General features: G+C 41.5%; 19 protein-coding genes and 5 pseudogenes. 14 read left to right on the top strand and 10 right to left on the bottom strand.

The genetic code is table 11. The features are described 5' to 3' along the window. Nucleotides 1-170: 170 nt before the first annotated feature. From ACYRY3_RS07775 to ACYRY3_RS07745, 7 genes and pseudogenes are all read left to right on the top strand, one after another. Nucleotides 171-1,283: pseudogene (locus ACYRY3_RS07775) on the top strand (GAF domain-containing protein); the annotation flags it as partial. A gap of 1 nt (nt 1,284) precedes the next feature. Further along, nucleotides 1,285-1,446 (top strand): annotated as a pseudogene (locus ACYRY3_RS07770) (urease accessory protein UreG); the annotation flags it as partial. Between the two features lie 315 nt (nt 1,447-1,761). Continuing rightward, on the top strand, nt 1,762-2,928 hold the full coding sequence (locus tag ACYRY3_RS07765) for an acyltransferase family protein (RefSeq protein WP_460201124.1): 1,167 nt from the start codon (nt 1,762-1,764) through the stop codon (nt 2,926-2,928). Nucleotides 2,929-3,086: 158 nt separating this feature from the next. Further along, nucleotides 3,087-3,755, top strand: a complete 669-nt coding sequence (locus ACYRY3_RS07760) for an AIM24 family protein (RefSeq protein WP_460201123.1) — start codon at nt 3,087-3,089, stop codon at nt 3,753-3,755. A 147-nt stretch (nt 3,756-3,902) separates the two neighbouring features. Then, entirely contained in the window at nt 3,903-4,895 is a 993-nt protein-coding gene (locus ACYRY3_RS07755) for an acetamidase/formamidase family protein (RefSeq protein ID WP_460201122.1), read from the top strand. Between the two features lie 137 nt (nt 4,896-5,032). Continuing rightward, nucleotides 5,033-5,404, top strand: a complete 372-nt coding sequence (locus ACYRY3_RS07750) for a TSUP family transporter (protein ID WP_460201121.1) — start codon at nt 5,033-5,035, stop codon at nt 5,402-5,404. Between the two features lie 110 nt (nt 5,405-5,514). Further along, nucleotides 5,515-6,678, top strand: coding sequence for a BMP family ABC transporter substrate-binding protein (locus tag ACYRY3_RS07745; protein ID WP_460201119.1), 1,164 nt, complete (start codon nt 5,515-5,517; stop codon nt 6,676-6,678). A 612-nt stretch (nt 6,679-7,290) separates the two neighbouring features. Here ACYRY3_RS07745 and ACYRY3_RS07740 read toward each other — a convergent pair. Further along, nucleotides 7,291-8,568, bottom strand: a pseudogene (locus tag ACYRY3_RS07740) (DNA repair protein RecN); the annotation flags it as partial. 179 nt (nt 8,569-8,747) lie between these two features. Further along, complete coding sequence (locus ACYRY3_RS07735) at nt 8,748-8,894, bottom strand: hypothetical protein (protein ID WP_460201117.1); 147 nt, start codon at nt 8,892-8,894, stop codon at nt 8,748-8,750. Between ACYRY3_RS07735 and ACYRY3_RS07730 the strand changes: the two genes are divergently transcribed. Then, nucleotides 8,893-10,929 carry an ABC1 kinase family protein gene (locus tag ACYRY3_RS07730; RefSeq protein ID WP_460201116.1) on the top strand — a complete coding sequence of 679 codons (2,037 nt, stop codon included), beginning with the start codon at nt 8,893-8,895 and terminating at the stop codon, nt 10,927-10,929. The genes ACYRY3_RS07735 and ACYRY3_RS07730 overlap by 2 nt on opposite strands. Before the next feature lie 92 nt (nt 10,930-11,021). Here ACYRY3_RS07730 and ACYRY3_RS07725 read toward each other — a convergent pair whose 3' ends face one another. From ACYRY3_RS07725 to ACYRY3_RS07715, 3 genes and pseudogenes are all read right to left on the bottom strand, one after another. Continuing rightward, nucleotides 11,022-11,300 carry a hypothetical protein gene (locus ACYRY3_RS07725; RefSeq protein ID WP_460201115.1) on the bottom strand — a complete coding sequence of 93 codons (279 nt, stop codon included), beginning with the start codon at nt 11,298-11,300 and terminating at the stop codon, nt 11,022-11,024. 30 nt (nt 11,301-11,330) lie between these two features. Continuing rightward, nucleotides 11,331-11,771, bottom strand: a complete 441-nt coding sequence (locus ACYRY3_RS07720) for a hypothetical protein (protein WP_460201114.1) — start codon at nt 11,769-11,771, stop codon at nt 11,331-11,333. A 40-nt stretch (nt 11,772-11,811) separates the two neighbouring features. After that, a pseudogene (locus ACYRY3_RS07715) lies at nt 11,812-13,293 on the bottom strand (class I tRNA ligase family protein); the annotation flags it as partial. A gap of 3 nt (nt 13,294-13,296) precedes the next feature. Between ACYRY3_RS07715 and ACYRY3_RS07710 the strand changes: the two are divergent. Together ACYRY3_RS07710 and ACYRY3_RS07705 are read left to right on the top strand one after the other, a co-directional pair. After that, nucleotides 13,297-14,316: pseudogene (locus ACYRY3_RS07710) on the top strand (sensor histidine kinase); the annotation flags it as partial. Between the two features lie 277 nt (nt 14,317-14,593). After that, on the top strand, nt 14,594-15,991 hold the full coding sequence (locus ACYRY3_RS07705; RefSeq protein ID WP_460201112.1) for an IctB family putative bicarbonate transporter: 1,398 nt from the start codon (nt 14,594-14,596) through the stop codon (nt 15,989-15,991). Here ACYRY3_RS07705 and ACYRY3_RS07700 read toward each other — a convergent pair. Together ACYRY3_RS07700 and ACYRY3_RS07695 are read right to left on the bottom strand one after the other, a co-directional pair. Beyond that, complete coding sequence (locus tag ACYRY3_RS07700) at nt 15,952-16,137, bottom strand: hypothetical protein (RefSeq protein ID WP_460201111.1); 186 nt, start codon at nt 16,135-16,137, stop codon at nt 15,952-15,954. The two genes, ACYRY3_RS07705 and ACYRY3_RS07700, sit on opposite strands and share 40 nt — an antisense overlap. Before the next feature lie 89 nt (nt 16,138-16,226). Further along, on the bottom strand, nt 16,227-16,520 hold the full coding sequence (locus ACYRY3_RS07695; RefSeq protein WP_460201110.1) for a WGxxGxxG family protein: 294 nt from the start codon (nt 16,518-16,520) through the stop codon (nt 16,227-16,229). 228 nt (nt 16,521-16,748) lie between these two features. Between ACYRY3_RS07695 and ACYRY3_RS07690 the strand changes: the two genes are divergently transcribed. From ACYRY3_RS07690 to ACYRY3_RS07680, 3 genes are all read left to right on the top strand, one after another. Beyond that, nucleotides 16,749-17,339 carry an IS607 family transposase gene (locus tag ACYRY3_RS07690; RefSeq protein ID WP_460201109.1) on the top strand — a complete coding sequence of 197 codons (591 nt, stop codon included), beginning with the start codon at nt 16,749-16,751 and terminating at the stop codon, nt 17,337-17,339. A 725-nt stretch (nt 17,340-18,064) separates the two neighbouring features. Next, entirely contained in the window at nt 18,065-18,532 is a 468-nt protein-coding gene (gene smpB / locus ACYRY3_RS07685) for an SsrA-binding protein SmpB (RefSeq protein WP_460201108.1), read from the top strand. 130 nt (nt 18,533-18,662) lie between these two features. Then, the gene (locus ACYRY3_RS07680) at nt 18,663-19,301 is read left to right on the top strand and encodes a rhomboid family intramembrane serine protease (RefSeq protein ID WP_460201107.1); all 639 of its coding nucleotides are present in this window, start codon (nt 18,663-18,665) and stop codon (nt 19,299-19,301) included. A 153-nt stretch (nt 19,302-19,454) separates the two neighbouring features. Here ACYRY3_RS07680 and ACYRY3_RS07675 read toward each other — a convergent pair whose 3' ends face one another. Together ACYRY3_RS07675 and ACYRY3_RS07670 are read right to left on the bottom strand one after the other, a co-directional pair. Next, a complete protein-coding gene (locus ACYRY3_RS07675; protein ID WP_460201106.1) occupies nt 19,455-20,042 on the bottom strand; it encodes an acyl carrier protein phosphodiesterase in 588 nt (195 codons plus the stop codon). A 191-nt stretch (nt 20,043-20,233) separates the two neighbouring features. Next, nucleotides 20,234-20,929: a RibD family protein gene (locus ACYRY3_RS07670; RefSeq protein ID WP_460201105.1), complete on the bottom strand. Its 696-nt coding sequence runs from the start codon at nt 20,927-20,929 to the stop codon at nt 20,234-20,236. A gap of 284 nt (nt 20,930-21,213) precedes the next feature. On the opposite strand from ACYRY3_RS07670, the gene ACYRY3_RS07665 reads away from it, so the two are divergent. Then, complete coding sequence (locus ACYRY3_RS07665; protein ID WP_460201104.1) at nt 21,214-23,205, top strand: ATP-binding protein; 1,992 nt, start codon at nt 21,214-21,216, stop codon at nt 23,203-23,205. Here ACYRY3_RS07665 and ACYRY3_RS07660 read toward each other — a convergent pair. Further along, nucleotides 23,179-23,394, bottom strand: a complete 216-nt coding sequence (locus tag ACYRY3_RS07660; protein WP_460201103.1) for a hypothetical protein — start codon at nt 23,392-23,394, stop codon at nt 23,179-23,181. The genes ACYRY3_RS07665 and ACYRY3_RS07660 overlap by 27 nt on opposite strands. Between the last annotated feature and the right edge of the window lie 12 nt (nt 23,395-23,406).

Genomic DNA, 23,406 nt, shown 5'->3' with positions numbered 1-23,406 from the left:
TTTTTACCTTTTAATTCTTAACTCCTGGCTATAGAAGGTGACGCTGAGTTGATAAAAGATTACACTGTGGATTATGTTATGTTCTGTTTGTTTGCTTGTAGCAACACTTACATACATTAGATGCCACTGTTAAACATCACTAAAGTCAAATTCTATATCAAAAGCCAGTTATGTCAGTTCATCAACGTGGTTGCGGTGCTACCGCTGATTTAATTATTGGTGTTGCCAGTCACGAAAACCACGCTTTGCAGCGAAATGCTGCTGCTGTGGGTGCTCTTGCCAAACGCAAGGGAACTATATCTACCTTTCTCGCGCCCCTAACTCAAGATACTTTTAAGCAGGTTGTTACCGAAGTTGAACAAAAACTACGGATTGTCAATCAAACCCTATCAATGCTGGATACTCAGGGGTTTGAAACAATTCTGCAAGAAATGCTACATTCTATTACCCTAAAAACTGGAGAGTTATTGGGTGCCGATCGCACAACAATTTTTTTGCTAGACGAAGAAAAACAAGAACTCTGGTCAATTGTGGCAGAGGCAGAGGGTAATCGCTCATTAGAGATTCGTATCCCTGCAGATAAAGGCATTGCGGGTGAAGTTGCCACCTTTAAACAAGTGGTCAATATTCCCTTTGATTTCTACGACGATCCCCGCTCGGTCTTTGCTCGAGAACAAGAAAAAAGAACCGGGTATCGGACATACACAATGCTAGCGTTGCCACTTTTAAACGAAGAAGGGCAACTAGTTGCAGTTGTGCAATTGCTCAATAAATTAAAGTTTCCTAACAATTCCGAGACACCCCTGTCAGAACGAATTGACATAAAAGGGTTTACAGAAGCTGACAAGCAGTTATTTCAAGAATTCGCTCCCTCCATTAGGCTGATTTTAGAATCCTCGCGCTCCTTCTACGTAGCAACTCAAAAACAAAGAGCCGCAGCAGCACTCATGAAGGCAGTTAAATCCCTCAGTCAAAGCAGCCTTGACTTAGAGGAAACCCTCAAGCGGGTGATGGCTGAGGCAAAAGAACTCATGAATGCCGATCGCAGTACCCTATGGTTAATAGACCGCGAAGCAGAGCAATTGTGGACGAAAATCACGCAAGATGACGGTTCAACCAAAGAGTTACGAGTACCGATTGGCAAGGGTTTTGCAGGCATAGTAGCCGCAACTGGTAAGACCCTCAATATTCCCTTTGATTTATACGACCATCCAGACTCCGATACAGCCAAACAAATAGACCAACAGAATGGCTATCGGACCTGTAGCTTACTTTGTATGCCACATAAATAAAACAGATTTAGCTCCCCATGTTGGTGCAGATTTAAATGTCATGGAAAGAGATGCCAAAAAAATGCGCGGTGATAAACCTTTTGTTTTTACGAATTTGAAAACAAAGGCAGGACTCAGCGAAGTTATTCAGTTTGTAGCTACAAATATTTGCTGATACCAAATATCGAGTGCTTTTAATAAGAGTAGGGTGGGCACTGCCTTGCAATCACTGGTAGGGTTGCAAGGCATTGCCCCCTTACAACTACTCCCTTCCCGCCATTCGATTACCTACATTTTGAGGTAATTTTAGAGCGGAAAAGGAGTAAGTAAAAATAAGATTTTAAAAGAGCTTTATAATTATTTTTTATTTCTTTACATTTAATTTTATCATTTTTTTTTAATGTACTTAAGTACAGACTTTTTCTGCTGACAAATAGTTAAATCTTAAGTCAGTTATTAAGAAAATTCTTATAAATGTCTGAGGTTTTAAGTGGAAATATCAGTATCCAGAAAATCTACCGAACAGAGATTGCGCCTTCATTACTTAGATGGGTTACGTGGACTGGCAGCATTGTATGTTGTCTTGGTTCATATAAATCGGTATATGGGAGAACAATCCTCCTTATTGCTACAAATAATGGGCAAAATCCTGAGATACGGGCATTTTGCTGTTGTTGTTTTTATAGTTCTTTCCGGTTATGTTTTAATGCTACCAGTAGCGCGTTCGCAAGGGGGCTCTTTTGCAGAAGGATTGTTACCATATATTAAGCGGCGATCGCGGAGAATTTTGCCACCTTACTATGTAGCTCTTTTGTGTAGCTTGCTCTTAGGTTTCGTCATGGTGCAACTTGATAAGTTGTCCATTTTTAGATGGCATGAATCTCCTAGTTATGGAGAGTTCCATCCTTTCTTTTCCTTGAAGGATGTGGTCACTCACCTGCTACTGGTTCATAATTTCAGTCGCGGCACACTTGGTTCTATTAACGCACCCATGTGGAGTGTCGCAGTTGAGTGGCAGATCTATTTTTTATTTCCACTATTACTAATACCTATCTGGCGGCGTTTCAATTTACTCTCAACAGTATTTGTGGCTTTTTTAGTTGGTTTGTTACCACTTTATCTTATCAAAGGATTTGATGCAGCACATTCTTGGTTTCTAGGCTTATTTGCCCTAGGGATGGCAGCAGCAGATATTGGATTTTCTCAAAAACCTAAGTTGATAAAAATGAGAAAATCGTTATCTTGGAGTGTATTGGCAATAATATTCGCTGTTGTTGCTTTTATAACGGAATGGCAAAAACTAGGATTTGATGAATGGATTAGTCATAGTGCTTGCGCTTTGGCAACTGCTTGTCTGCTGATTTATTGCACTAACTTTGCGATGGAAGGTAAAAAGCAACCCCTTGTTTTACAGATCTTTGAAAAGCCTTGGGTAGTTGCGCTAGGAACCTTTTCTTACAGTCTGTATCTCACTCATGGAGTTATAGTATCAGTCGTGGGGAATTTGCTTTTGAACCTCCAATTATCTGGAGTGAACTTTATAGCTATATTTTACATAGTAGCTGTGCCATTATCGCTACTGATTGCTTATTGCTTTTACTTGGTATTTGAACGACCATTTATGTCTAATTTCTTGAAGAGGAAGGTTAGTGGATAGTAGTTAGTAGTGAGTGATTAGCGGTTAGTGGTTCTGTTACTTTCATCCTTTAGCCTTTATACTTTAGCCTTTTTTTCCTAGCTATCCGTAAACACAGATGCCAGAATTGAAGAATATTAACACTATCCGTCTAACGTATCTTTGTAAAGAGGAAAGTAATGGCAAGTTATGAAATGATAGAAAAAGAAGGTTTGCGCTTAGTCAAGGTCGTTTTACAAAACGAAACAGTGCGAACGGAATCAGGTGCTTTATATTACATGCTCGGTAACATTACCATGCAGTCTAAAGCACCCTCAGCAGGTGGTTTTTTGAAATCTCTAGCAACTGGTGAAAATATTTTTCGCCCAACATATACAGGAACTGGAGAGTTATATCTGGAGCCGTCTTTATCTGGATTCCATGTTATGGAATTAAACGGTACTGAGTGGATTTTAGACAGTGGTGCTTATTGGGCAAGTGATGGCACTGTGGAAGTCGGTGTTGAGCGTAATAAATTAATCTCTGGCTTAATCGGCGGTGAAGGTTTGTTTCAAACAAAAGTTAAAGGCAGGGGTAAAGTCGTCATGATGGCGCAAGGACCTGTAGAAACCATTCAGTTGCAAAATGACCGCTTGGTTGTGGATGGGAATTTTGCGATCGCCCGCACAACTACGTTAAATTATCGTGTTGAAAAAGCCACTAAGTCTATTTTAGGTTCCATGACTTCCGGTGAGTTTTTAGTCAATACCTTCGAGGGAACAGGTACCGTCTTACTTGCTCCTGTACCTTATTGGCAAGTGAAGTTACTACGTGACATTACAGCAGCAATGCCTAAAAACTCGGGTTAACAGCAGGCGAGAAATGGGTTATGCCGTAGAACTAATGACAAATGACAAATGACAAATGACCAAGGACAAACTTGTTGACCGATCGTGTTGGTGAGCATCAAACCCGCTATTCTAGGCAATAACTCTTTTGGATGCACGTTAGCTGCAATGACTCACCACGTTCTCAAAGCCACCAGAGAAACTGTACATTTAGGTGGTTTTTCTCACTATTTAGAACCAGTACTGACAATTGATTCTGGCGATACTGTCGAAGTGGAAACTTATTCTGGTTATTACGTTTTTGACAAAGCACCACCAGAATTTCTGACACTAGAATTCCTTGACATTTGTCACAATCTTCCATCAGAACGCAAAATTGCAGCAGGACCGCATTTGCTTACAGGACCAATATACGTGCGGGATGCAGAACCAGGGGATGTATTGGAAGTCAAGTTAGAAGCAATTACACCCAGTCTACCCGTTGGCTTCAATGCTATTCGTGCGGGTTGGGGTGCTTTACCGCACCAGTTTAATCAACCCGCCCTCAGATTCATACCCCTTGATTTAGAAAACAATCTTGCAGAATACCCCATTGGCAGCGGTATTAAAATTCCCCTGAAACCCTTTTTTGGTATTCTTGGTGTTGCTACACCCGAAGCATCTCGAATTTCAATTCCTCCCGGTCACTACGGTGGTAATATTGATAATAGAGAACTACAAACTGGTTCTAGAGTCTTTTTGCCTGTTTTTGTTCCAGGTGCTTTATTTTCTATTGGAGATGGTCATTCAGCGCAAGGAGATGGTGAAGTTAATGTCACTGCAATTGAAACTTCCATGAATGGCACTATCCAATTAAACCTTCACAAGAATTTGCACCTCACAATACCAATTGCTGAAACTCCCACAGATATTATTACAATGGGATTTGGTCACACATTAGATGAAGCGTTAGAATTAGCTTTAAAAAATATGATTTATTTTTTGGAGCGCTTCGTCAATTTGGTACCTGAAGATGCTTATGTTCTGTGTAGCTTAGCTGTGAATTTTCGTATTACTCAGGTTGTCAACAGCCCACAAAAAGGTGTTCATGGGATGCTGCCCAAATCGATTTTACCCAAAGAATTTTCGTTCCCTGTCTCTGCTAAGTCATGTTTTCTATGAGGCTTCATTTTAAGTTCAAGAAGAAAAATAAGTAGGTCGGTACACATACAGCTCACAGGTTTTGACCGTTCTTTGTCATTTGTCATTAGTGACTCCTTTTACATTAGAGTAAAATTAGCAATCTACCAACCAGTTTTATGTCTAATATCCTCATCCAATTGTTGCTTATTGGTTTAGCTGCAGGTGTCGCAGGCGGTATGTTTGGCATCGGTGGTGGTGCAATTATGGTGCCGGCTATGGTTTTGTTATTAGGGATGGATCAAAAATTTGCCACAGGTACTTCTATCGCTGCTCAAATATTGCCAATTGGTATTCTAGCTGCCCTAGTTTACTATCGAAACGGTAATTTAAATATAAAATATGCTGTGATTATTGCAGTTGGTCTTATAGTTGGTAATTTGTTTGGTGCATTGTTTGCCAATCAACCTTATATCAGTAGTGAAACAATCAAGAAGCTATACGGACTCTTTCTGTTAATTATTGGGGTACGATATATTTTCTGGCGCTAAACAGCAATTCACAATTTCGCTTGCTATTCGGGGTGGGAAAACTCACCCTTTTGTAAAAATACAATCTATATTTGTTTTCAACTGTTTTGTAAGTAGAAAAATTTATAGACATGAAGCGTCGGCAGTTTATAAAATATACTACTTTAGCAGGAAGTGGCTTTACCTTTGCTGGCTGTAACAGGGGTAAATCCAATCCCCAAATTGATGTACAGAGTGAAGCCCCTACCTCGGCTACACCTGCGTTTGTTAGTGAACCTCTTAAAATTGCCTTTGTTTACGTAAGACCTGTGGGTGATTTTGGGTGGACATATGCCCACGATTTGGGACGTAGAGAAATGGAAGCCAACCTTCAAAGTAAGGTAAAAACAACTTTTGTTGAAAATGTTAGTGAAGGTGTGAATACTGAGACAGCGATCCGTCAGCTAGCAGAGGAGGGAAATAAATTAATTTTTACAACTTCTTCTAGTCATATGAATCCATCAATAAAAGTAGCACAAGATTTTCCCAATGTGTTTTTTGAACATTGCGGTGGTAGGAAACGCTTGCAGAATGTTGGAACCTATTTGGGACGCTTTGAAGAACCGCGATATCTCACTGGTATGATTGCTGGTAGGATGACAAAATCAAATATCATTGGTTTTATCGGGTCTTATCCAATTCCTGAAGTCATTCGAGGAATAAATGCGTTTACGCAAGGATTAAGAGCAACAAATCCCAAAGCGATAGTGAGAGTCGTATGGGTGCAAAACTGGTATAATCCAGTAAAAGAAAGAGAAGCAGCACAAGTTTTGGTCAATGGGGGTGCTGATATTTTAACGCATCATACTGACTCTGTGGCACCTATCCAATTTGCTGAGGAAAAAGGTCTTTTTGTTTTTGGTTCTAACACTGATATGAGTCGTTTTGGTCTAAAAGCTCACTTAACATCAACTATTAATATGTGGGGAAAATTTTATACAGATAAAGTCTTGGCTGCGATTAACGGTATATGGAAATCAGAAGCTGTTTGGTCTGGAATTGCTCAGGGAATGGTAGATATTTCTCCTATGAATCCAATCATTCCTCACGATGTCCAGCAACTAGTCATGGCAAAGCGGGAAGAATTTATTAACGGTATCGCGCATCCCTTTGATGGTCCGGTGAAAAACCAACAAGGAGTAGTGAGAGTGCCTAAAGGTCAGTTATTAGCTGATAGGGAACAACTGGTTATGAATTGGTATGTTGCGGGAGTAGAAGGGATGCTTCCTAAAGAAAAATTTGAGGATTTTAGCTAAATCGGTCAGAAGCACTAAGTCATTTTACGTTTTTTATTTTGACCTACGGCTCGTATTTATCTACTATGTATGAAGCTGATTCTAACCATCCTGGACGATTTCTATTTTTGTCTTTTTGTTTTTTCCAAACTGATACTGCATAGACTTTTGGTATAACGAATCCAATCAAAAGTCCAAGCCATAATAAACTCAAAGCAATTGCCAGTATCATATATCGTTGCTATTGAAAACAGTGGTTGATTGAATTTTAGTCTAAATAGTATTAAATACACACCTCTAAATGCGATCTCAGCATCAAAATAACAATAATTTATATTGAAGATTGTTTTAAACTTTGATAAAGATTCAGTAATATTACTTATACCCATTCAAAAAATGTTTGCACATCCAGTTCCCTCCTCTTGATAAGGGGAGGGTGAGGGAGCTTACTTTTCACGGGTTCTGGAAAACCTCACTTCCATTCCTCTCTCCTGCTTTTGAGAGGCTTTGAATTCTCCCCCTTCCCTACAAGGGAAGGGGGTTAGGGGGTTAGGTCGAGCGCTAATTTTTCCACATCACGTGAAAAGTCAGGGTGAGGGAGGGGTATTATCCAAGTGTTGCATTCTTTTTTCAAGGGTTGGGACTAAACAAAAAGGTGATTTTATCTGCTCCTGCTGCCGTTGGGGGAATGGGAACAATGTCTATTTGAAACCTCACTTTATCCATTGCCAACGGCTTAAGTTCCCTCACAAGTTTTGCTTCTAAAGCAGTAGCAGCACTACGCCGCAATTGAGTTAACTCCTGACACAAATGAGTCAGTATGGACAAGCATTCCCTTTCTTGCAGTTCGAGGCTTTCTAAGGATTGCTCGCTATCATTGAGCTGGGATAACTGCTCGTGGATACTTTGGTAAAACGCAATAGCTTCTGCAAGGGTGGGTCCGTACTTTCGGCAAACTTGTTTTAATTCTCGAATTCGCTCTTCCACTTCCTCCAACCGTTGTGGATCGGCTTCCAATCCTTCCCCGTAGGCATTAATTTGGCGTGCAACTTCTGCCAAAGTTGCTTGAGCATCCCTGACCATGTCTAACAGTGGTTGTAACTGGCTATCGTATTCAACCATGTCATTCAAAGTGACTTCACTGTCTCCCAGGAGGTCGGCTGCTGCTGGAGCTTCATCATCATTTTGATACAAAGCCTGATAGACCTTGTAACTCATCTGTTGCAATTCCACTACATGGCTGAGGCGTTCTCGCTCTTGTAAGAGTTTATCTAATTCGTCAGGTTCGCTAAGGTTTGCAGCTTTTAATTCCTGGACTTGATAGGTCAACACGTCCAGTTGTTGTAGACGTTCCCGTTCTGATGTCCGACGTTTTTCTAAGTTTATACGAGCTTGTTGATAGGCACTAAAAGCAGTAGCAACAAGTTGACGCTTTTGGATTAAAGCATCACCACCATAAACATCCAACCAATCACGAATTTGGGCAGATTGTCCCACCTGTACAGTTTGACCTTGGGCGGTGATTTCTACTAAGCGATCGCGCAGACCTCCCATGACTTGTCGATTGACCAACACTCCATTCACCCGCGAACGACTGCGGATGTTACGGTCGGTTTCGGTAATTTCTCGGCTGAGAATAATGGAGTTCTCATCCATCAAATCAATTTCCTGTTCGCTCAACCAAGCCCCTAATGCAGAATTAGAGCTAAAGGTAGCTTCTACTATTGCCCGACTGGTACCAGTGCGAATGACGCGACTCGACACTTTACCGCCGAGTACAGCATCAAGTGCATCGAGGATAATCGACTTTCCCGCGCCGGTTTCCCCTGTCAATACATTGAGCCCAGCGCCAAATTCCAATTGCAGTTGGTCAATGAGCGCAAAGTTTTCTATTCGCAGAGAGAGCAACATCTAGTTAAATTCTCCGTGAGGACAGACGCCGGATATTTTCAATTCAAGAGACACTGAGGATGACCTCTCAGTTATTGGCAGTACTTAGTACCATTAAACAAAGACCCCTTGAGTGTACCAAAACTAGTTTAGTTTGACTTTCGTATAGATTGGTGCTGACGATAAACTTTTTTATTAGGTTACAGGTAACAGTAACCAATAAAGCGGTGACCAGTGACCTGAATCTCGTGATTGGCAAGCGATCGCCCATTTTCGATCGCTGACTTCTGAGATAACAGATTGTTACAATATTTAACATATAGACTCTGATGCGGTGGTAAGCTCATGATTGTTAAGACAGTTCCCCCTACTTCCAAACCAAACGAGGACTCTTTTAAAGAAGAAGTACCTACAAATAATGCACCAGTAGAAGTTGTTAGCTTACCAGCCCAGGACAGAGAGCGGGTGGTGTTAGTAAGGCAACGTGAATCTCAAGCAATACACTACAATGCAAGGGAAATAGCAGCGTATTACCAGCAAAGACCCCTACGGGTTTTGCGTCGTGCGATCGCTGTTTTAGCACCAACTATTGCATTTGCTCTTGGGTTATGGTGGGATAGCAAACGAGGAGTGGATGTCAAGAACGATCGAAACCGAGCCAGTGGGTTGCGAAAACTGCTAACCAATCTTGGACCAGCATACGTTAAAATTGGACAAGCTTTGTCAACCCGACCGGATTTAGTTCCGCCAGTCTATTTGGAAGAGTTAACCCAATTACAGGATAAGCTACCACCTTTTCCCAATGAAATTGCATACAGATTTATAGAAGAAGAACTTGGTGCTCCTCCAGAAGAAATTTATACCGAACTTTCAAGCGAACCCATTGCAGCAGCTTCCTTGGGTCAAGTTTACAAAGGTAAGCTGAGTACTGGTGAAGAAGTTGCTGTTAAAGTCCAGCGTCCCGATCTAAGACAACGAATTACTATTGACTTATACATACTCCGAAAACTGGCTATATGGGGACAGAAAAAAATCAAACGAGTGCGGAGTGACTTAGCAGGTATTCTTGATGAACTGGGTAGTCGAATTTTTGAAGAAATGGACTACATTCATGAGGGAGAAAACGCCGAGCGATTTTTTCAACTCTACGGTCACCTTAAAGATGTTTACGTTCCCAAAATATATTGGGACTATACCAACCGTCGTGTTTTGACGATGGAGTGGATTAATGGTATTAAATTAACCCAGCCAGAAGAAATTCGTGCTATAGGTGTAGACGCTCGTTATTTGATAGAAGTCGGCGTGCAATGTTCGCTACGCCAGTTACTCGAACATGGATTTTTTCACGCCGATCCCCATCCAGGCAATTTGTTAGCTACCCGAGATGGCAAATTGGCTTATCTTGACTTTGGGATGATGAGCGAAATTAAACCACCTCAGCGTTACGGTTTGCTTGAAGCGATCGTCCACGTTGTCAACCGCGATTTTGAAGCTTTGACTCAAGATTACGTCAAGTTAGATTTTTTGTCACCGGATACGGATTTAACTCCAATTGTTCCGGCTTTTGCTAAAGTGTTTGCCAATGCCCAAGGAGCTACTGTAGCCGAATTTAATATCAAAAGTATTACTGACGATCTTTCGGCTTTAATGTATGAGTATCCCTTCCGCGTTCCACCATACTATGCTTTAATTATTCGCTCTTTAGTGACCTTGGAAGGAATCGCTATTTACATAGACCCTAACTTTAAAGTTCTTAGTGAAGCTTATCCCTATGTTGCTAAACGTTTCTTAACTGACCCAGCGCCAGAATTAAGAGCGTCTTTGCGAGATTTGTTGTTTAAAGACGGTAAATTCCGTTGGAATCGATTAGAAAATTTATTACGCAATGCCCGTAATAATGAAGACTATGACTTGAATTTAGTACTTAACCAAGGTGTAGACTTTTTGTCTTCCGAACGCGGCGCTTTTATCCGCGATAAACTAGTAGATGAAATTGTCAAAAGTCTTGATGCTGCAAGTAGAAATATTTTGCATAACTTTACATATCTCCTGCGCGAAAGAGTCGGGATAACAGCAATTCATGAAACTCCATCTGCCACAACCGAACAACAACAAACTTTGGAGCACATCAAACGTATCTTGAATATTCTTCAAGAGACTCGTGGTTTTGACCCAGCCAAACTAGTACCTCAAATTACTCAATTATTGTTTAATCCAGGAGTGCAGCGTTTGGGTCAACAAATAGCTAACCAGTTGGCTCAAAAAGCAATCGCAAAATTGATTCGTCAATTGTTAGCATCAGAGGTATCGGAAGAAGTTGATAGGAATGATGATGGTATTGTAAACCAGCCTGTTAGGTTAGCATTACCACCTGTTAAATAAACCAAAGTAGGTTGGGTTGAGCGAAGCGCGAAACCCAACAAATCTAAAATTGTGGCTTGCGATCGCGCTTTGCATTGCGAAACCCAACAAATCTAAAATTGTGGCTTGCGATCGCACTTAGCATTAAAAGAAAATCCAACCAATGGAAAATGTGTTGGGTTTCGTGACTCAACGTAACAAATGGAAAATTGTTTTTTGCGATCGCATTGAGGAAAACTGTGTTGGGTTTCGTTCCTTAACGTAACAAATGGAAAATTGTTTTTTGCGATCGCATTGAGAAAACTGTGTTGGTTTTCGTTCCTTAACGTAACAAATGGAAAATTGTTTTTTGCGATCGCATTGAGAAAACTGTGTTGGGTTTCGTTCCTCAACCCAACCTACAGATTCTTTATTTTCTACGTCTAAGATCCAGCGCCTTCATCCTTAACACCGTTTTTCTCCCGTTTCAGGCTTTCTTCGAGTGCTTGAATTTGCTCTCTACGGGCTTCCAGCTCTAAAGAACGACGGGCGAGGTCTTGATTTTGCAACGTTAAGTTTTGTCGCCACTGTTCTGCCCGTTCGGCTTCCTGTTGCAAGAAATCCGGAGTGATACCAGTGGCAAGATAGGTTTGGACTAAATCCAGCACCCAATTTGTGGCTTCTTCTAAGCTTTCGATATCACCTGTGGGCGAAAGCTCCACTAAAACAAGTAGTTTCTCTGTTAAAGTGTTGCCTTTCCCCAAAAGAATAAAAGCTTCCTCTGGGATGAGCGCCCACATACTTTCAGCTTCTTGACGTGCCAACAACCGCAACTGAAGCTGGTCTAGAAAGTCATTTTTATGCACCTGAGCTAGATAAAGCATGACGGTTGTTTGGGTTTTAGCATAGCAATTTACTTGATTGCTATGCTAACCCACGAAGTCGATCGCGTAAAATCTCTGCTTGTTTTTCAGCCTCTGCCAAAGCATCTCGCGCTCCTTGTACCACTTCTGGTGGTGCTTTATCTACAAACTTGGAGTTGCTAAGCCTTCCACGTAAGGACTGAGCTTCGCTTTCTGCTTTGCTCAGGCTTCTCTCTAACTTGGCACGCAGTGCATCAACATCGACAACCCCCTTGAGCGGAATAACCACTTGTACTGTACCAACAACACCAGCGATCGCTTGTTCTGGTTCTTGTGGCTCTTGGGCTGCGATTTGCGGCTGATTTTGGGTTTCATTGGGTGGGAACCACTGCGCCCAAAATTTTTGTCTTGCTTCAGCAAACAATAAATTTTGGGAAGCAAACCACGCTGAATAACCCAAACCAACGACTTCAAAGAAAGTTCCAATTAAGGGGATATCATCTACAGCATCAGCCACTGCAAGACCAAGTTTAAACAAGTAAATCACTCCGACAATCGCGGCTATTTGTCCCCAATTTATCTGAGATTTTCTACTAGCTACCGTCTCTTTCTTTTGCTCGGTGGCAATAGTTAAATTCTCAACCTTAGCCAAATCTTTAATATAAGGCTGTCCTGCATTGAGAATTTGCCGTTCTTTGTCGCTTTCGCTTTGTAAATTTACCGTGACTTTCGCCCCAGGCTTAATCTCTGCTTCCGCCCTCAAGTTGCGAATTATGCGAATCGTACCAAACAGCAATTCAAACTGTTCCTCCAGAGCCGAGTCAATTGAATTCGCCTCAATTTCTGGATAACGTTGTAAGGACAAACTTTGTTTGGAATCTGCTGGCTGCTGAGTCAGGGTCTGCCAAATTTCCTCAGTAATGTGAGGCATGAAGGGATGAAGTAATTTCAGAATCCCCTCTAGAACATGGGCAAGGGTTTGTTGTGCGACACGACGAGATGCTGGGTCAGCGTCTTTCTGTAAACGAGATTTTACTAGTTCAATGTACCAGTCACAGAAGTCGCCCCAAATAAATTCATAAAGCCCTTTTGCTGCTTCACCTAAGCCGTATTGACTAAAGTAGTCATTTGTTTGTTTGATGACTTGATTGTAGCGGGAGAGAATCCAGCGATCGCTCAGTTCCGTACTGAATGGTTTACCCAGTTGTTGGGGAGTTTGTCCATCCAAATTCATCATCACAAACCGAGCTGCATTCCACAATTTGTTTGCAAAATTGCGGGCTGCTTCCACCGATGGCGATTCATCTGTTTTGCGATTGTAATCCAGCCGAATGTCTTGACCTGCACCTGCGACTTCCTTAATAAGGGTATAACGCAATGCATCGGTACCGTACTTGTCAATTAGTAGCAGTGGGTCGATGCCATTCCCAGCCGACTTAGACATTTTTTTGCCGTTCTCATCCAGCACCAACCCGTGGATGTAAACCGATTTAAACGGCATTTGTTCCGTAAAATGCCCACCCATCATTGTCATCCTGGCAACCCCCGACTGCTGCAAGCAAACTCAAACAACAGTACTTCCATGAGTGCCCCTACTTCTTGGTCTTTCAAAGACATTAGCACAAGTGAAATCCGAATCAGCCCAACTACTTTTCAAAAAGAGACAATTCCCACCAATCAACTCAAATTAGAACTGTTAGCACAATTGACTCAAGAATTGCGTACTCCTTTGACATCCGTACTGGGTATGGCTAGTGTTTTGGGACGGGAAATTTATGGTCCTTTAACAACTAAACAGAGAGAGTATTTAGAGATTATCCAGCACAGCGGTCGGTATTTACTTTCCTTGGTAAATGAGATTTCTGAACTGGGGACAATGGACGAAAACCCGTTAGTGCTTAATTTAGCTCCTGTTGACATTGAAATGCTGTGTCAACAAGCTATCAATACTTTAGAGGAAGCAGCTAACCGACGCGAGCAAGATATTCGTTTGTCTATAGAACCCGGACGCAGTCGCATTTTACCTTTAGATAAAGACAAGGTACGACAGATTCTATACCATCTTGTCTTTAGTGTCATTCAACTTTCTGCTACGGGTAGCGTTGTTCGCATTCATGTTTCTTATAAGGAAAATACCCTTAATATTACAGTCTGGGTATCACATCCTTGGCTTGGTGACGGCATAACAGACGTAGATCCTTATTTCCGCCTGAAAAATTTAGTGCCACTGCTTGAGTTGACACCCAGTTCTCCTACTTATAGTAATGTTAATAATAATCATTCCAATATGGAGGAAGAGGTAGAAGATTTACCGATACTGACCGAGCAGCCACAAGACTTGAATAGCTCCAATTCCAATCTCCTTTCTATGGTCACTGGTGTAAATTCAACTAAACCATCTGGAACTCTGTCTCGTGAAAGCTTAGGTCTGCTACTCAGTTGTCATTTAGCAGAGCTTCATGGTGGACAGATTTCAATTCAAGGTTCATCAGAATCAGGATACCGCTATGTGTTAAGTTTACCATTGATGAATTCAGGTACTGTGGAAGCTGTTAGCGACATTTGATTTAGGTTGACTTTGCATTTATGCAGAGAGTACAAAGTTACTGTCCTGAATCAGGATTGCAAATTGTCCAGATTGTTGGGAACTGGGCTGACAAATATAGAGTTAGTCGCTAGTGGTTAGTCGTTAGTGGTTCGTAAAACGACTAATAATAGACAATTAACGACTAGCAACTTACAATTTGCAATCGGCACCATAAACTTTTTGAAATCACGGATTATCATGATTGTCGAAGGTCTGTGTGGGAGTGCTCACTATTCACAGTGTCGTAGTGTCGTATATGAATTTAGTCTGGCAACGATTCACTTTATCTTACCTACCATTAAAAGAATATCTTGCCACCAGTTACCTACACCGTTCTGTTGTGGGGCTGTTGCGCTCTTGGCGACAAAGCAGCATCCTCATGCAATGGGGAGAAACAATAGCAACTGCCTTACTCAGTTTGGTGTATGGGCTTGCTCCTTTTGTGGCTAACGAGCTCTTGGGGTTGATATTGGTAGCTTGTGGGGGATTTTGGTTACTACTGACTGTATCTGATGAAACAGCTTCACCGAATGCTTCTAGCGTTACCCCTATTCATCTGCCGATACTACTTTATTGGGGAATTGCTGTCGTAGCTACAGCGCTATCACCCGTAAAACAAGCGGCGTTAATGGATTTAAGAAATTTCTCACTCTATTTGCTGCTGTTCGCACTGTGCGCCCGAGTGCTCAAGTCTGAGGGTTTTCGCTCTTGGCTAGTTGGGCTGTACTTGCACATATCCCTGATTGTGAGCGTATACGGAATGCGGCAATGGTTCTTTGGCGCACCCCCCTTGGCAACTTGGGTTGACCCAATGTCTCCTTTATCTAAAACGACAAGGGTTTACAGTTATTTGGGGAATCCCAATTTATTAGCTGGGTACCTTCTGCCTGCGGTGGCTTTAAGCGCAGTTGCCATTTTTGCATGGCGGAGTTGGTTGACCAAAGCTTTAGCACTAACAATGTTTGTTGTTAATGGTGCCTGTCTCGTTTTGACCTTCAGTCGTGGTGGCTGGATTGGATTGGTGGTCTCAACTCTGACTCTGTTAGGTTTACTCTACTTCTGGTTAAGTACCCGTATGCCCCCTTTCTGGCGCAAGTGGTCGCTGTGGATACTGTTAGGTAGTTTAACAGGGGCACTGCTCCTAGCAATTGTATTTGTTGAACCTGTTCGGGAACGTTTTTTCAGTATTTTTGCTGATAGAAATGATAGTAGTAATAACTTTCGTAAGAACGTTTGGACTGCTGTTTTTAAGATGATCGAGGATTACCCTCTCACTGGTATCGGACCCGGTCACAATGCTTTTAACAAAATATACCCTCTTTACCAACTTCCCCGTTATAGTGCTTTAAGCGCCTATTCTATTTTCTTAGAAATAGCTGTCGAAACTGGGTTCATTGGTTTAGCTAGTTTCCTATGGCTGCTCGTTGTGATTTTTAATACGGCTTTTCTTCAACTGCGTAGATTGCGAGAATTAAATAGTGTGGATGGTTTTTGGGTGATTGGTGCGATCGCGGCTCTGACTGGGACGCTTGCTCACAATACGGTTGATACCGTCTGGTTCCGCCCTGAAGTCAATACTGTCTGGTGGTTGATGGTTGGCTTAATTGCTAGCTACTACAAACCATTGCCACGAACCACTGACCGCCGAATGTAGTTAGTTGACATTTGAAGTTGCGCCTGTTTTCTCCCTATGCGATAGTTGGTGGGCAGTGCCCACCCTACATCTGCTATTCGCGCCTGATGTGGTAGTTGGTAGGCAGTCACATCTACGACAATAACCAAAATAAGCCTTAGAATCATCCTCCTAAGGCTCGCTTTCGAGTGACTTGTTTGCTAGTAAAAAATGTTAAATTCTCTGCGATGCAAACCTTCGGTAAGCACTACAGCTCTTATTCTCTATAGCCAGTGCTGCCAACAGCATTGGGGTCACGATAGCGGGTGGTTTCTTCGCGGCGTCCTCTGCCAGCTAAACCCGCTAAACCTAAAAGTCCGAGTAAGCCCAACCAACCCCAATCAAAATCGTTATTACCACGATAACTTGTTGTATCAGTTGTGGTGGTGCCTGTAGTAGCTCCGGAATCCGTATTATTGGTTTGGGCAGAAGCTGGTATCGCGGGCATAACAGCCAGACTCAAGCCGATGACGCTGGCGCTGATTGCGGTGGTAAGTTTGTTGTTTTTCATAATTAAAGTCCCTATCCCTTTCGCGTTCAACCACAACTTTATCCAGCCCATCCCCAAACAAAATCAATCCGGGGCAGTAAAATAACATATATTTTTACTCACGCTGGAGATATATAAAACGATCGCAACTTTTTCAAAAGAGTAAATACTAGAAGTACAAAAACTAGAACATTCCGTGAATAAACCCGACATCTTCTGTATACTGAGATGTAGTTCACAGACATAGAAATGTCCAAATATGTACCACCAAGAGTGGCTGCCCAACGATTGGGAGTGTGCTCCAAAACTCTTGAACGCTGGGAAAAGGAAGGCAAAATCAAAGCATATCGTACCCAAGGAGGTCAAAGAAGGTACGACATCGATTCAATTATCAATATTCGACCAAGCGATAAGCCAACCGTTCTCTACGCCAGAGTTTCGAGCCATAGTCAAAAGTCTGAGCTTGAGCGACAGATTGAGTTTCTTATCTCTAACTACCCCGGTTGTGAAGTCATTAAAGATATCGGTTCGGGACTCAATTTCAAAAGAAAAGGCTTGCTTGCCTTATTGGAACGAGTTTTGTCAGGGGACATAGGAATGGTTGTCGTTGCCAACAAAGACCGACTTTGTCGGTTCGGATTCGATCTGATTGCATGGCTTGCAGAGCGAAGCGGGTGTAAGGTTTTGGTTCTCAACAACAACATACTTAGCCCAGAGCGAGAAATGTTGGAAGATGTTCTTGCCATCATCCATGTATTCAGTTGCAAACTCTATGGACTCAAAAAGTACAAGCAAAAAATTAAAGAAGACCCTGACTTACAGGGTTTATCCAAAGGGTGAAACCAAAAAAGTATGGATGCTGAGAATACACGTTTATCGCCAGGTATATAACAACGCAATAGCTTATTTAAACAAGTATCAAGGCTTTGAATACTTGAACTCTGAAGGTAAGAAAACACACGGCAAGACAGCCTTTAGGAGTTTTTGTAAAACGCTCGGAGAAGAAATTATTCCAGGGTGGTGCAAAAATTTAAAAATAGCCCATGCCTCAGACAATGCATTGTTTTAGGCTTATACAGCTTGGACTAAAACCAAGCGTCAAGAAAAGTTTTTTGGGAAGGGTAAAGACAAGAAACCAAATCCTCCTTGAGGATTAAAGATTGCAAAATTCCGCAGGATTCGCGACCAAAAACAAACCATTTAATTTGATCCAGGTAATTATGATGATGGACATTTTATGTCTAAGTCTTCTCAAGGGCTAGAAAAGCCTGAATATTGGGGTCAAGATTATTGTCTAATAAATTTTGATTTGGCGACGGAATTAACCTACAACAAAGGGAGATAGTATGTAAACTTTAATTAAATACAACTATGTTGAGAGTCATGAGCCATTGAGAAAGATTAATTAACAATACAAAGCAGCAAAAACAGGATAAAAAAGCTAAATTAGTAAGAGAAGGCTAATATTCTGACAAAATTTTATGTTAATTTAACATTTTTGTATAGGCTCACTTGTTTTTTTATACTATTCTTTTCTGACACATTATAGGTAAGTAAAATTCTAGATGAGTAACAAAAGCGAAAGTTACAAAGTCGTTAGCGACAATCGTCAAGCCCGGTATTTATACGAAATTCTTGAGACATACGAAGCTGGAATCCAGCTGACGGGAACCGAGGTGAAGTCAATTCGTGCGGGTAAGGTAAATCTTCAAGATGGCTATGCCTTACTTCGTGAAGGAGAGGCATGGCTGATTAACGTGCATATTTCTCCCTACACCGCAAGTGGACAGTATTTTAACCACGAACCGCGTCGCACGCGCAAGCTGCTATTGCATAGAGATGAAATTCGCAAGCTGATTGGTAAGGTGGAACAGCAAGGTTTGACATTAGTCCCCCTAAAGATGTACCTTAAGCGCGGCTGGGTAAAAGTGAGTATTGCCCTGGCAAAAGGCAAAAAAATTCACGATAAACGTGAAGATATCAAGAAACGCCAAGACCAGCGCGAAATGCAGCGGGCGATGAAAGTTTATTAAGGAGCCAGGGCGCTATCTGTTTGCCCGCTCCTCGATTTCTAACTCCGAGTTCGGTCACAGGTTAGAAGAAACTTCTGGAAAAATCAGATATTCTGAGGCAGGTTTTTTCACAAATAGGGCAAAAACATCTGTGGTTCCAATCAGAGATAATAATCCTACGGCGATCGCGCCTTACGTTACATACGGGCTGATTGCCGTCAACGTCATAGCTTTTCTTTTTGAAGCAAGTCTGCCTGCTGAAGAATTAGATGGATTTTTACACCTAGCTGCTGTCGTACCGCGAGAACTCACAGCTAGCTTTGCGGGTATTCCAGTTAACCAGCCAGTACCAGAGTGGGCAACTTTGATTAGTTCCCAATTTCTCCACGGTGGTTTGCTGCACCTGGGCGGCAATATGCTGTTTTTATGGATTTTTGGCAACAACGTCGAAGACAAGTTAGGTCACGTCAAATATTTATTTTTCTATTTGACCTGCGGTATTTTAGCATCCTTGAGCCAGTGGTACTTTGCACAAAATTCTGCTATTCCATCTTTGGGGGCGAGTGGTGCGATCGCTGGTGTTATGGGAGCATATATTCTTCGGTTTCCCCAAGCAGAAATTCTCGGCATAATACCTCTAGGATTTTTCTTCCCAACATTTCGTGTCCCAGCATTCTTCTTTTTGGGATTTTGGTTCATTCAACAAGCTTTCTATGGAGTTGCTAGCTTAGAGACACCTACTAACATTGGCATGGAAAGCGGCGGTATTGCTTACTGGGGGCAAAGCTAAAGCATCCCACGCATCTTGCGGGACTTCAGCAATTTTGTTAATCCAAGCAACTGAATCGCGAGGCTTTAATTGTTCGACCATCGGGGGTTTCCAAAAGAAAAGAAATCTCAAAATAGCTTTGCTTTCCTTGAACTAATCTATCGTTCTTTATAGCTAATACCAGTTTTGTACGTGAGCTAGTAGTTCTGGGAAAAATTCTAGAAAGTCATTTTCCAATTCACCCTCGTTGGTTGTTAATTCACTGACAGCTAAGTGTAGGGAGAAAGACCTAGAGAGTCGCATCGATAACCTGTGAGATATCCGAGTCAAGGTTCTTTCTACACCAGTCAGGTGGCGGTTAGACCCCAACCAGTCTTCCTCTGCCATCCGGGTCAACATTTCTCTCACTGTTGCGGGTATTTGTCCTGAGTAAGCTTGAAATGATTCATAAATTTGGGTTGTAAACTCTTTAAGAGGTATATCTGTATACACAGACCAATTCTTTGCTAGAAAGTAATCATAAAAGACATCTACAAGTATTCCAGCAAAGCGTTTGTATCTTTGGCTAATTCTGCCTTTGCTTCGTTTGACAAGGATATGACAGTCCGTAAAAGCGTCAATGACTAGGTGGCACTCAATACCTCGCTGTATACCAACGTTCAAGCCTTGGCGAGATGAACCCTTGACTACATCGGCAAGGAGATTCCCCAAACGGCTTTCTACGTTATTTTCTGACAAAAATAAATGGGCTAGCCAGTTCATTGCTAAAATTGATTTTTGTTGGTATAAAAAAAGTCTGTGGGTTCAGCATCGGAAGATCTGGTTTCTATGTTTTCACTTGTATTTGAGTCCGGGTTTTGTTAGATTTTAACACTTTGCCACTTTGCTGCCTAAAGTGGGGATTTGTTACTATAGGGTGCTGGATTCGGATGCAGTTCCGATCCTTGTGTCTTTTACTTTTGCTCTGATGTTTTGAGACGATAGTGCAAAAAAACTTCCTGTTTTATGGTGCGAACTTCCAGTAATTCCAGTCCAAGAGCCAATTCTGGTAAAAATCCATCCCCGTCTACTGGTGTAGGTGCAGCAGCACCACCTATAATCAACGGACAAATAGTTAGCCAAATTTCATCGATTAAATTTGATTTCAGCATGGAGGAGACCAAATTACCACCACCTAGAACTGCCAAACGTTTTATGCCTAATGTTGTCAATTGTTCTAAACTAGCTTTTATGTCAATTCCTCCTGTGGTTTTTTCAAAAACTAAAATTTGCTCAAAATCTGGACGTTCTTGCCAAAAAAGAGCCCCTGCTCCTGTAGTTAGTAACCAACGGCTAATTTTCTGCTGAAAAAAGCGGATTTCCGGATTTAGGTTCCCAGAATCTGTAGTTACTATATGTATCGGCTGGGGAGGTTTGCCCGCGTGAGTTCGTTGTTGCAGCAGTTGTGGATGCGATACGGTCAGCGTTGTACCGTAAGCACGGAGAGTTCCAGCACCGAATAAAACAGCATCAGCCAAAGCAATTTGTTCTTCTAGATGGGCTTTATCAATTTGTGAGCCAAACCGGGCAGGCGATCGCTTAACATCTGAAATCTTGCCATCTGCACTCATTGCTAAAATTACTGTGGTATGAGGACGGTATTGCATCATGAATTTGAATTGAGCGTTTTTCTGTTTCCTCTAAGAACCGTTGTCACTACTCAATATGATGCTGGAAACTTTCTATCTCCAGATTTCATCATGATGATTTGTGTGTAACAACAGTTGCCTCAACAAATGTTTTTATGAGGGTTTGTATACAGGGCTTCTTTTTGTTATTAAACTATTTTATATTTTTAATATGGTTGTAAGATAGGGAATTTTGTAACTCAAGAACAATAGCGACTCAAGCACAGTTGCTGCTGTGATTGGCACATAATTAAGAGAGACTGCCAATGGCTAAACCCCGTCAATCATCCTTTCGTAGAATTTTAGTGTCGAAAATTTTGCTACTGTCAGTTCCAGTTCTATTGATAGGGGAGATTGTAGCTTATAAAAAGGCACGCTCTAGTCTGTTGGAAACAGCTAGGCAAAATTTAACAGAAAGTGCCATCATTAAAGGAGAAAAGCTTGTAGAAGCAAGTGCAGCTTTAAAAACCAACTTAATAAATGCCAGTCAAACAACAATTGTGAAATCGGGTTCACCTCAAGAAGTACAACGATTTCTCAGCCAAATGGTGCGACTACTGCCAAAACAAATAGAGTGCATTCAACTAACGGAACCAGAAAATAATGAGATTATTGCTAGTACCTGTGGCACGCAAAAAATTGGTGAGTTAAAATTTCCTTTTTCTAGTGAAGGCTTGAATGTTGAAGCAATATTGCCAGCAAAGATCGGAACAAGTGGTAAGAGAGATATACGGAATAATCTGCAGTTAATGTTATCTGCTCCAGTTTACGATAACGAAGGGAATATGCGTTATGTCTTGAGTCTTAAATCAGTCATAATGCAGCCAAAAATGAAAAGTAAGCTGGGATTGCTGACAGGTTCTACAGTCATAATTGCTGATGATGGCACAATTATGGCACATCCAATCGCATCCCGCGTAGGAACCAATATAGAACAGCATGCCGATGCTTCAAGACTGCAAAGTATTGTTAAAAATGCTCTAGCCGGAGGGCAGGATTTTTTACACCTATTTTTTGAAAAACAAGGGGAAGAGTTATTAGCAGGCTATACTGCTATTCCCAGCCCTGTCACAAAAGGACGGAATAAAAAATGGATTGTTATATCAGTTACTAGCTTAGATGATGCTCTTTATGGTCTTCAAGAAATAAAAATAATTCTAGTTATTTTGACATTTGGTTTGATAGGCGCAAGTGTCTTGGCTTCACTGTATGTGGCTCGTTATTTGGCACGTCCTGTAGAAAAATTGCGAGATTATGCTTTAAATCTTCATCTCAACCAATCCACAGAACCAGTTCCTGATAACTTCCAAATCCGGGAATTTAACCAATTGGCGCAAGCACTCCATCAAATGTTGGAACGACTGAAGGCTTGGGCAGAGGAACTGGACATAGCATGGAAAGAAGCAAAAGATGCCAACCAAGTTAAAACCCAATTTCTAGCTACAACTTCCCACGAACTCAGAAATCCACTCAACGTTATTATTAATTGTGTTCGTTTGGTTAGAGAAGGGATGTGTGATGACCGGGAAGAAGAACTAGAATTTCTTAAGCGTGCTGATGATACAGCAATTCATTTGTTAGGTATTATTAACGATATACTTGATATTTCTAAAATAGAAGCAGGCAAGCTATCAGTAGTCCTAGAACCTATCGATCTCAGACAAGTATTGAAAGACGTTATCAACATACAATCTGTTAACGTTCAGAAAAAAGGTTTGCAATTGAATATTCCGTCGTTAGACGAACCTATTCCAGTTAATGCAGATTCGGCAAAGCTAAAACAGGTACTTATCAATATTATTGGTAATGCAACTAAATTTACTGAAGAAGGAAGCATTACAATTACTATAGAAATTCAGGAAAATGATGGTCAATCTATAGTCATTGTCAAGGTTAAAGATACAGGTATAGGGATCGACCCCGCACAACAGCAAAAACTCTTTCGTCCATTTGTTATGGTTGATGACGCTAGTGCCCGTAAGTTTGGTGGTACGGGACTGGGATTGGCAATTTCACGCAATTTAATAGAGCTGATGGGTGGCACTATTACTCTTGAAAGTCAGGGTAACAATTTAGGCACCACAATTACTATTATTTTGCCTTTAATTGATACCGCTGTATTGAATGATTCTGGCGAGGACAAGGAATCAGAAAATGTTGGTGTTTCTTCAGGGAGTGAACAAGCAACTGCAACAGCACAGTCAGGGGAAGTAACCCACACAAAAAACTTCTTATCCTCGAAAGCTAATTTCATCTGACTCATAATCTGATGGACTTATAACAATGATGTTCCCGTCTACCAGTTCCATTTGCCATTCTGGATGTTCTTGTTGGAGTTGCTCCAAATCCTTAATAGAGGGGGTTTGTGTTGGGTTTCGTTCCTCAAACGCCACTTGCTTCAATGGGGGGAACCCCCACAACGCAGTGGCTCCCCAACCTACGAACAATCCTCATATTTT

This window comes from Scytonema sp. NUACC21, from assembly GCF_054684315.1.
The sequence above is the reverse complement of the archived record's forward strand: the minus strand, read 5'-3'. Positions and strand labels throughout refer to the sequence as shown.

What these genes read in the sequence shown, in the direction of transcription:
- ACYRY3_RS07720 (WP_460201114.1), bottom strand. Translation starts at nt 11,771, where the DNA reads ATGCTTTATCTAGCTCAGGTGCATAAAAATGACTTTCTAGACCAGCTT.
- ACYRY3_RS07735 (WP_460201117.1), bottom strand. Translation starts at nt 8,894, where the DNA reads ATGAGCTTACCACCGCATCAGAGTCTATATGTTAAATATTGTAACAAT.
- ACYRY3_RS07760 (WP_460201123.1), top strand. Translation starts at nt 3,087, where the DNA reads ATGGCAAGTTATGAAATGATAGAAAAAGAAGGTTTGCGCTTAGTCAAG.
- ACYRY3_RS07665 (WP_460201104.1), top strand. Translation starts at nt 21,214, where the DNA reads ATGGCTAAACCCCGTCAATCATCCTTTCGTAGAATTTTAGTGTCGAAA.
- ACYRY3_RS07730 (WP_460201116.1), top strand. Translation starts at nt 8,893, where the DNA reads ATGATTGTTAAGACAGTTCCCCCTACTTCCAAACCAAACGAGGACTCT.
- ACYRY3_RS07745 (WP_460201119.1), top strand. Translation starts at nt 5,515, where the DNA reads ATGAAGCGTCGGCAGTTTATAAAATATACTACTTTAGCAGGAAGTGGC.
- ACYRY3_RS07750 (WP_460201121.1), top strand. Translation starts at nt 5,033, where the DNA reads ATGTCTAATATCCTCATCCAATTGTTGCTTATTGGTTTAGCTGCAGGT.
- ACYRY3_RS07675 (WP_460201106.1), bottom strand. Translation starts at nt 20,042, where the DNA reads ATGAACTGGCTAGCCCATTTATTTTTGTCAGAAAATAACGTAGAAAGC.
- ACYRY3_RS07755 (WP_460201122.1), top strand. Translation starts at nt 3,903, where the DNA reads ATGACTCACCACGTTCTCAAAGCCACCAGAGAAACTGTACATTTAGGT.
- ACYRY3_RS07700 (WP_460201111.1), bottom strand. Translation starts at nt 16,137, where the DNA reads ATGATTCTAAGGCTTATTTTGGTTATTGTCGTAGATGTGACTGCCTAC.
- ACYRY3_RS07670 (WP_460201105.1), bottom strand. Translation starts at nt 20,929, where the DNA reads ATGATGCAATACCGTCCTCATACCACAGTAATTTTAGCAATGAGTGCA.
- smpB (WP_460201108.1), top strand. Translation starts at nt 18,065, where the DNA reads ATGAGTAACAAAAGCGAAAGTTACAAAGTCGTTAGCGACAATCGTCAA.
- ACYRY3_RS07695 (WP_460201110.1), bottom strand. Translation starts at nt 16,520, where the DNA reads ATGAAAAACAACAAACTTACCACCGCAATCAGCGCCAGCGTCATCGGC.
- ACYRY3_RS07705 (WP_460201112.1), top strand. Translation starts at nt 14,594, where the DNA reads ATGAATTTAGTCTGGCAACGATTCACTTTATCTTACCTACCATTAAAA.
- ACYRY3_RS07690 (WP_460201109.1), top strand. Translation starts at nt 16,749, where the DNA reads ATGTCCAAATATGTACCACCAAGAGTGGCTGCCCAACGATTGGGAGTG.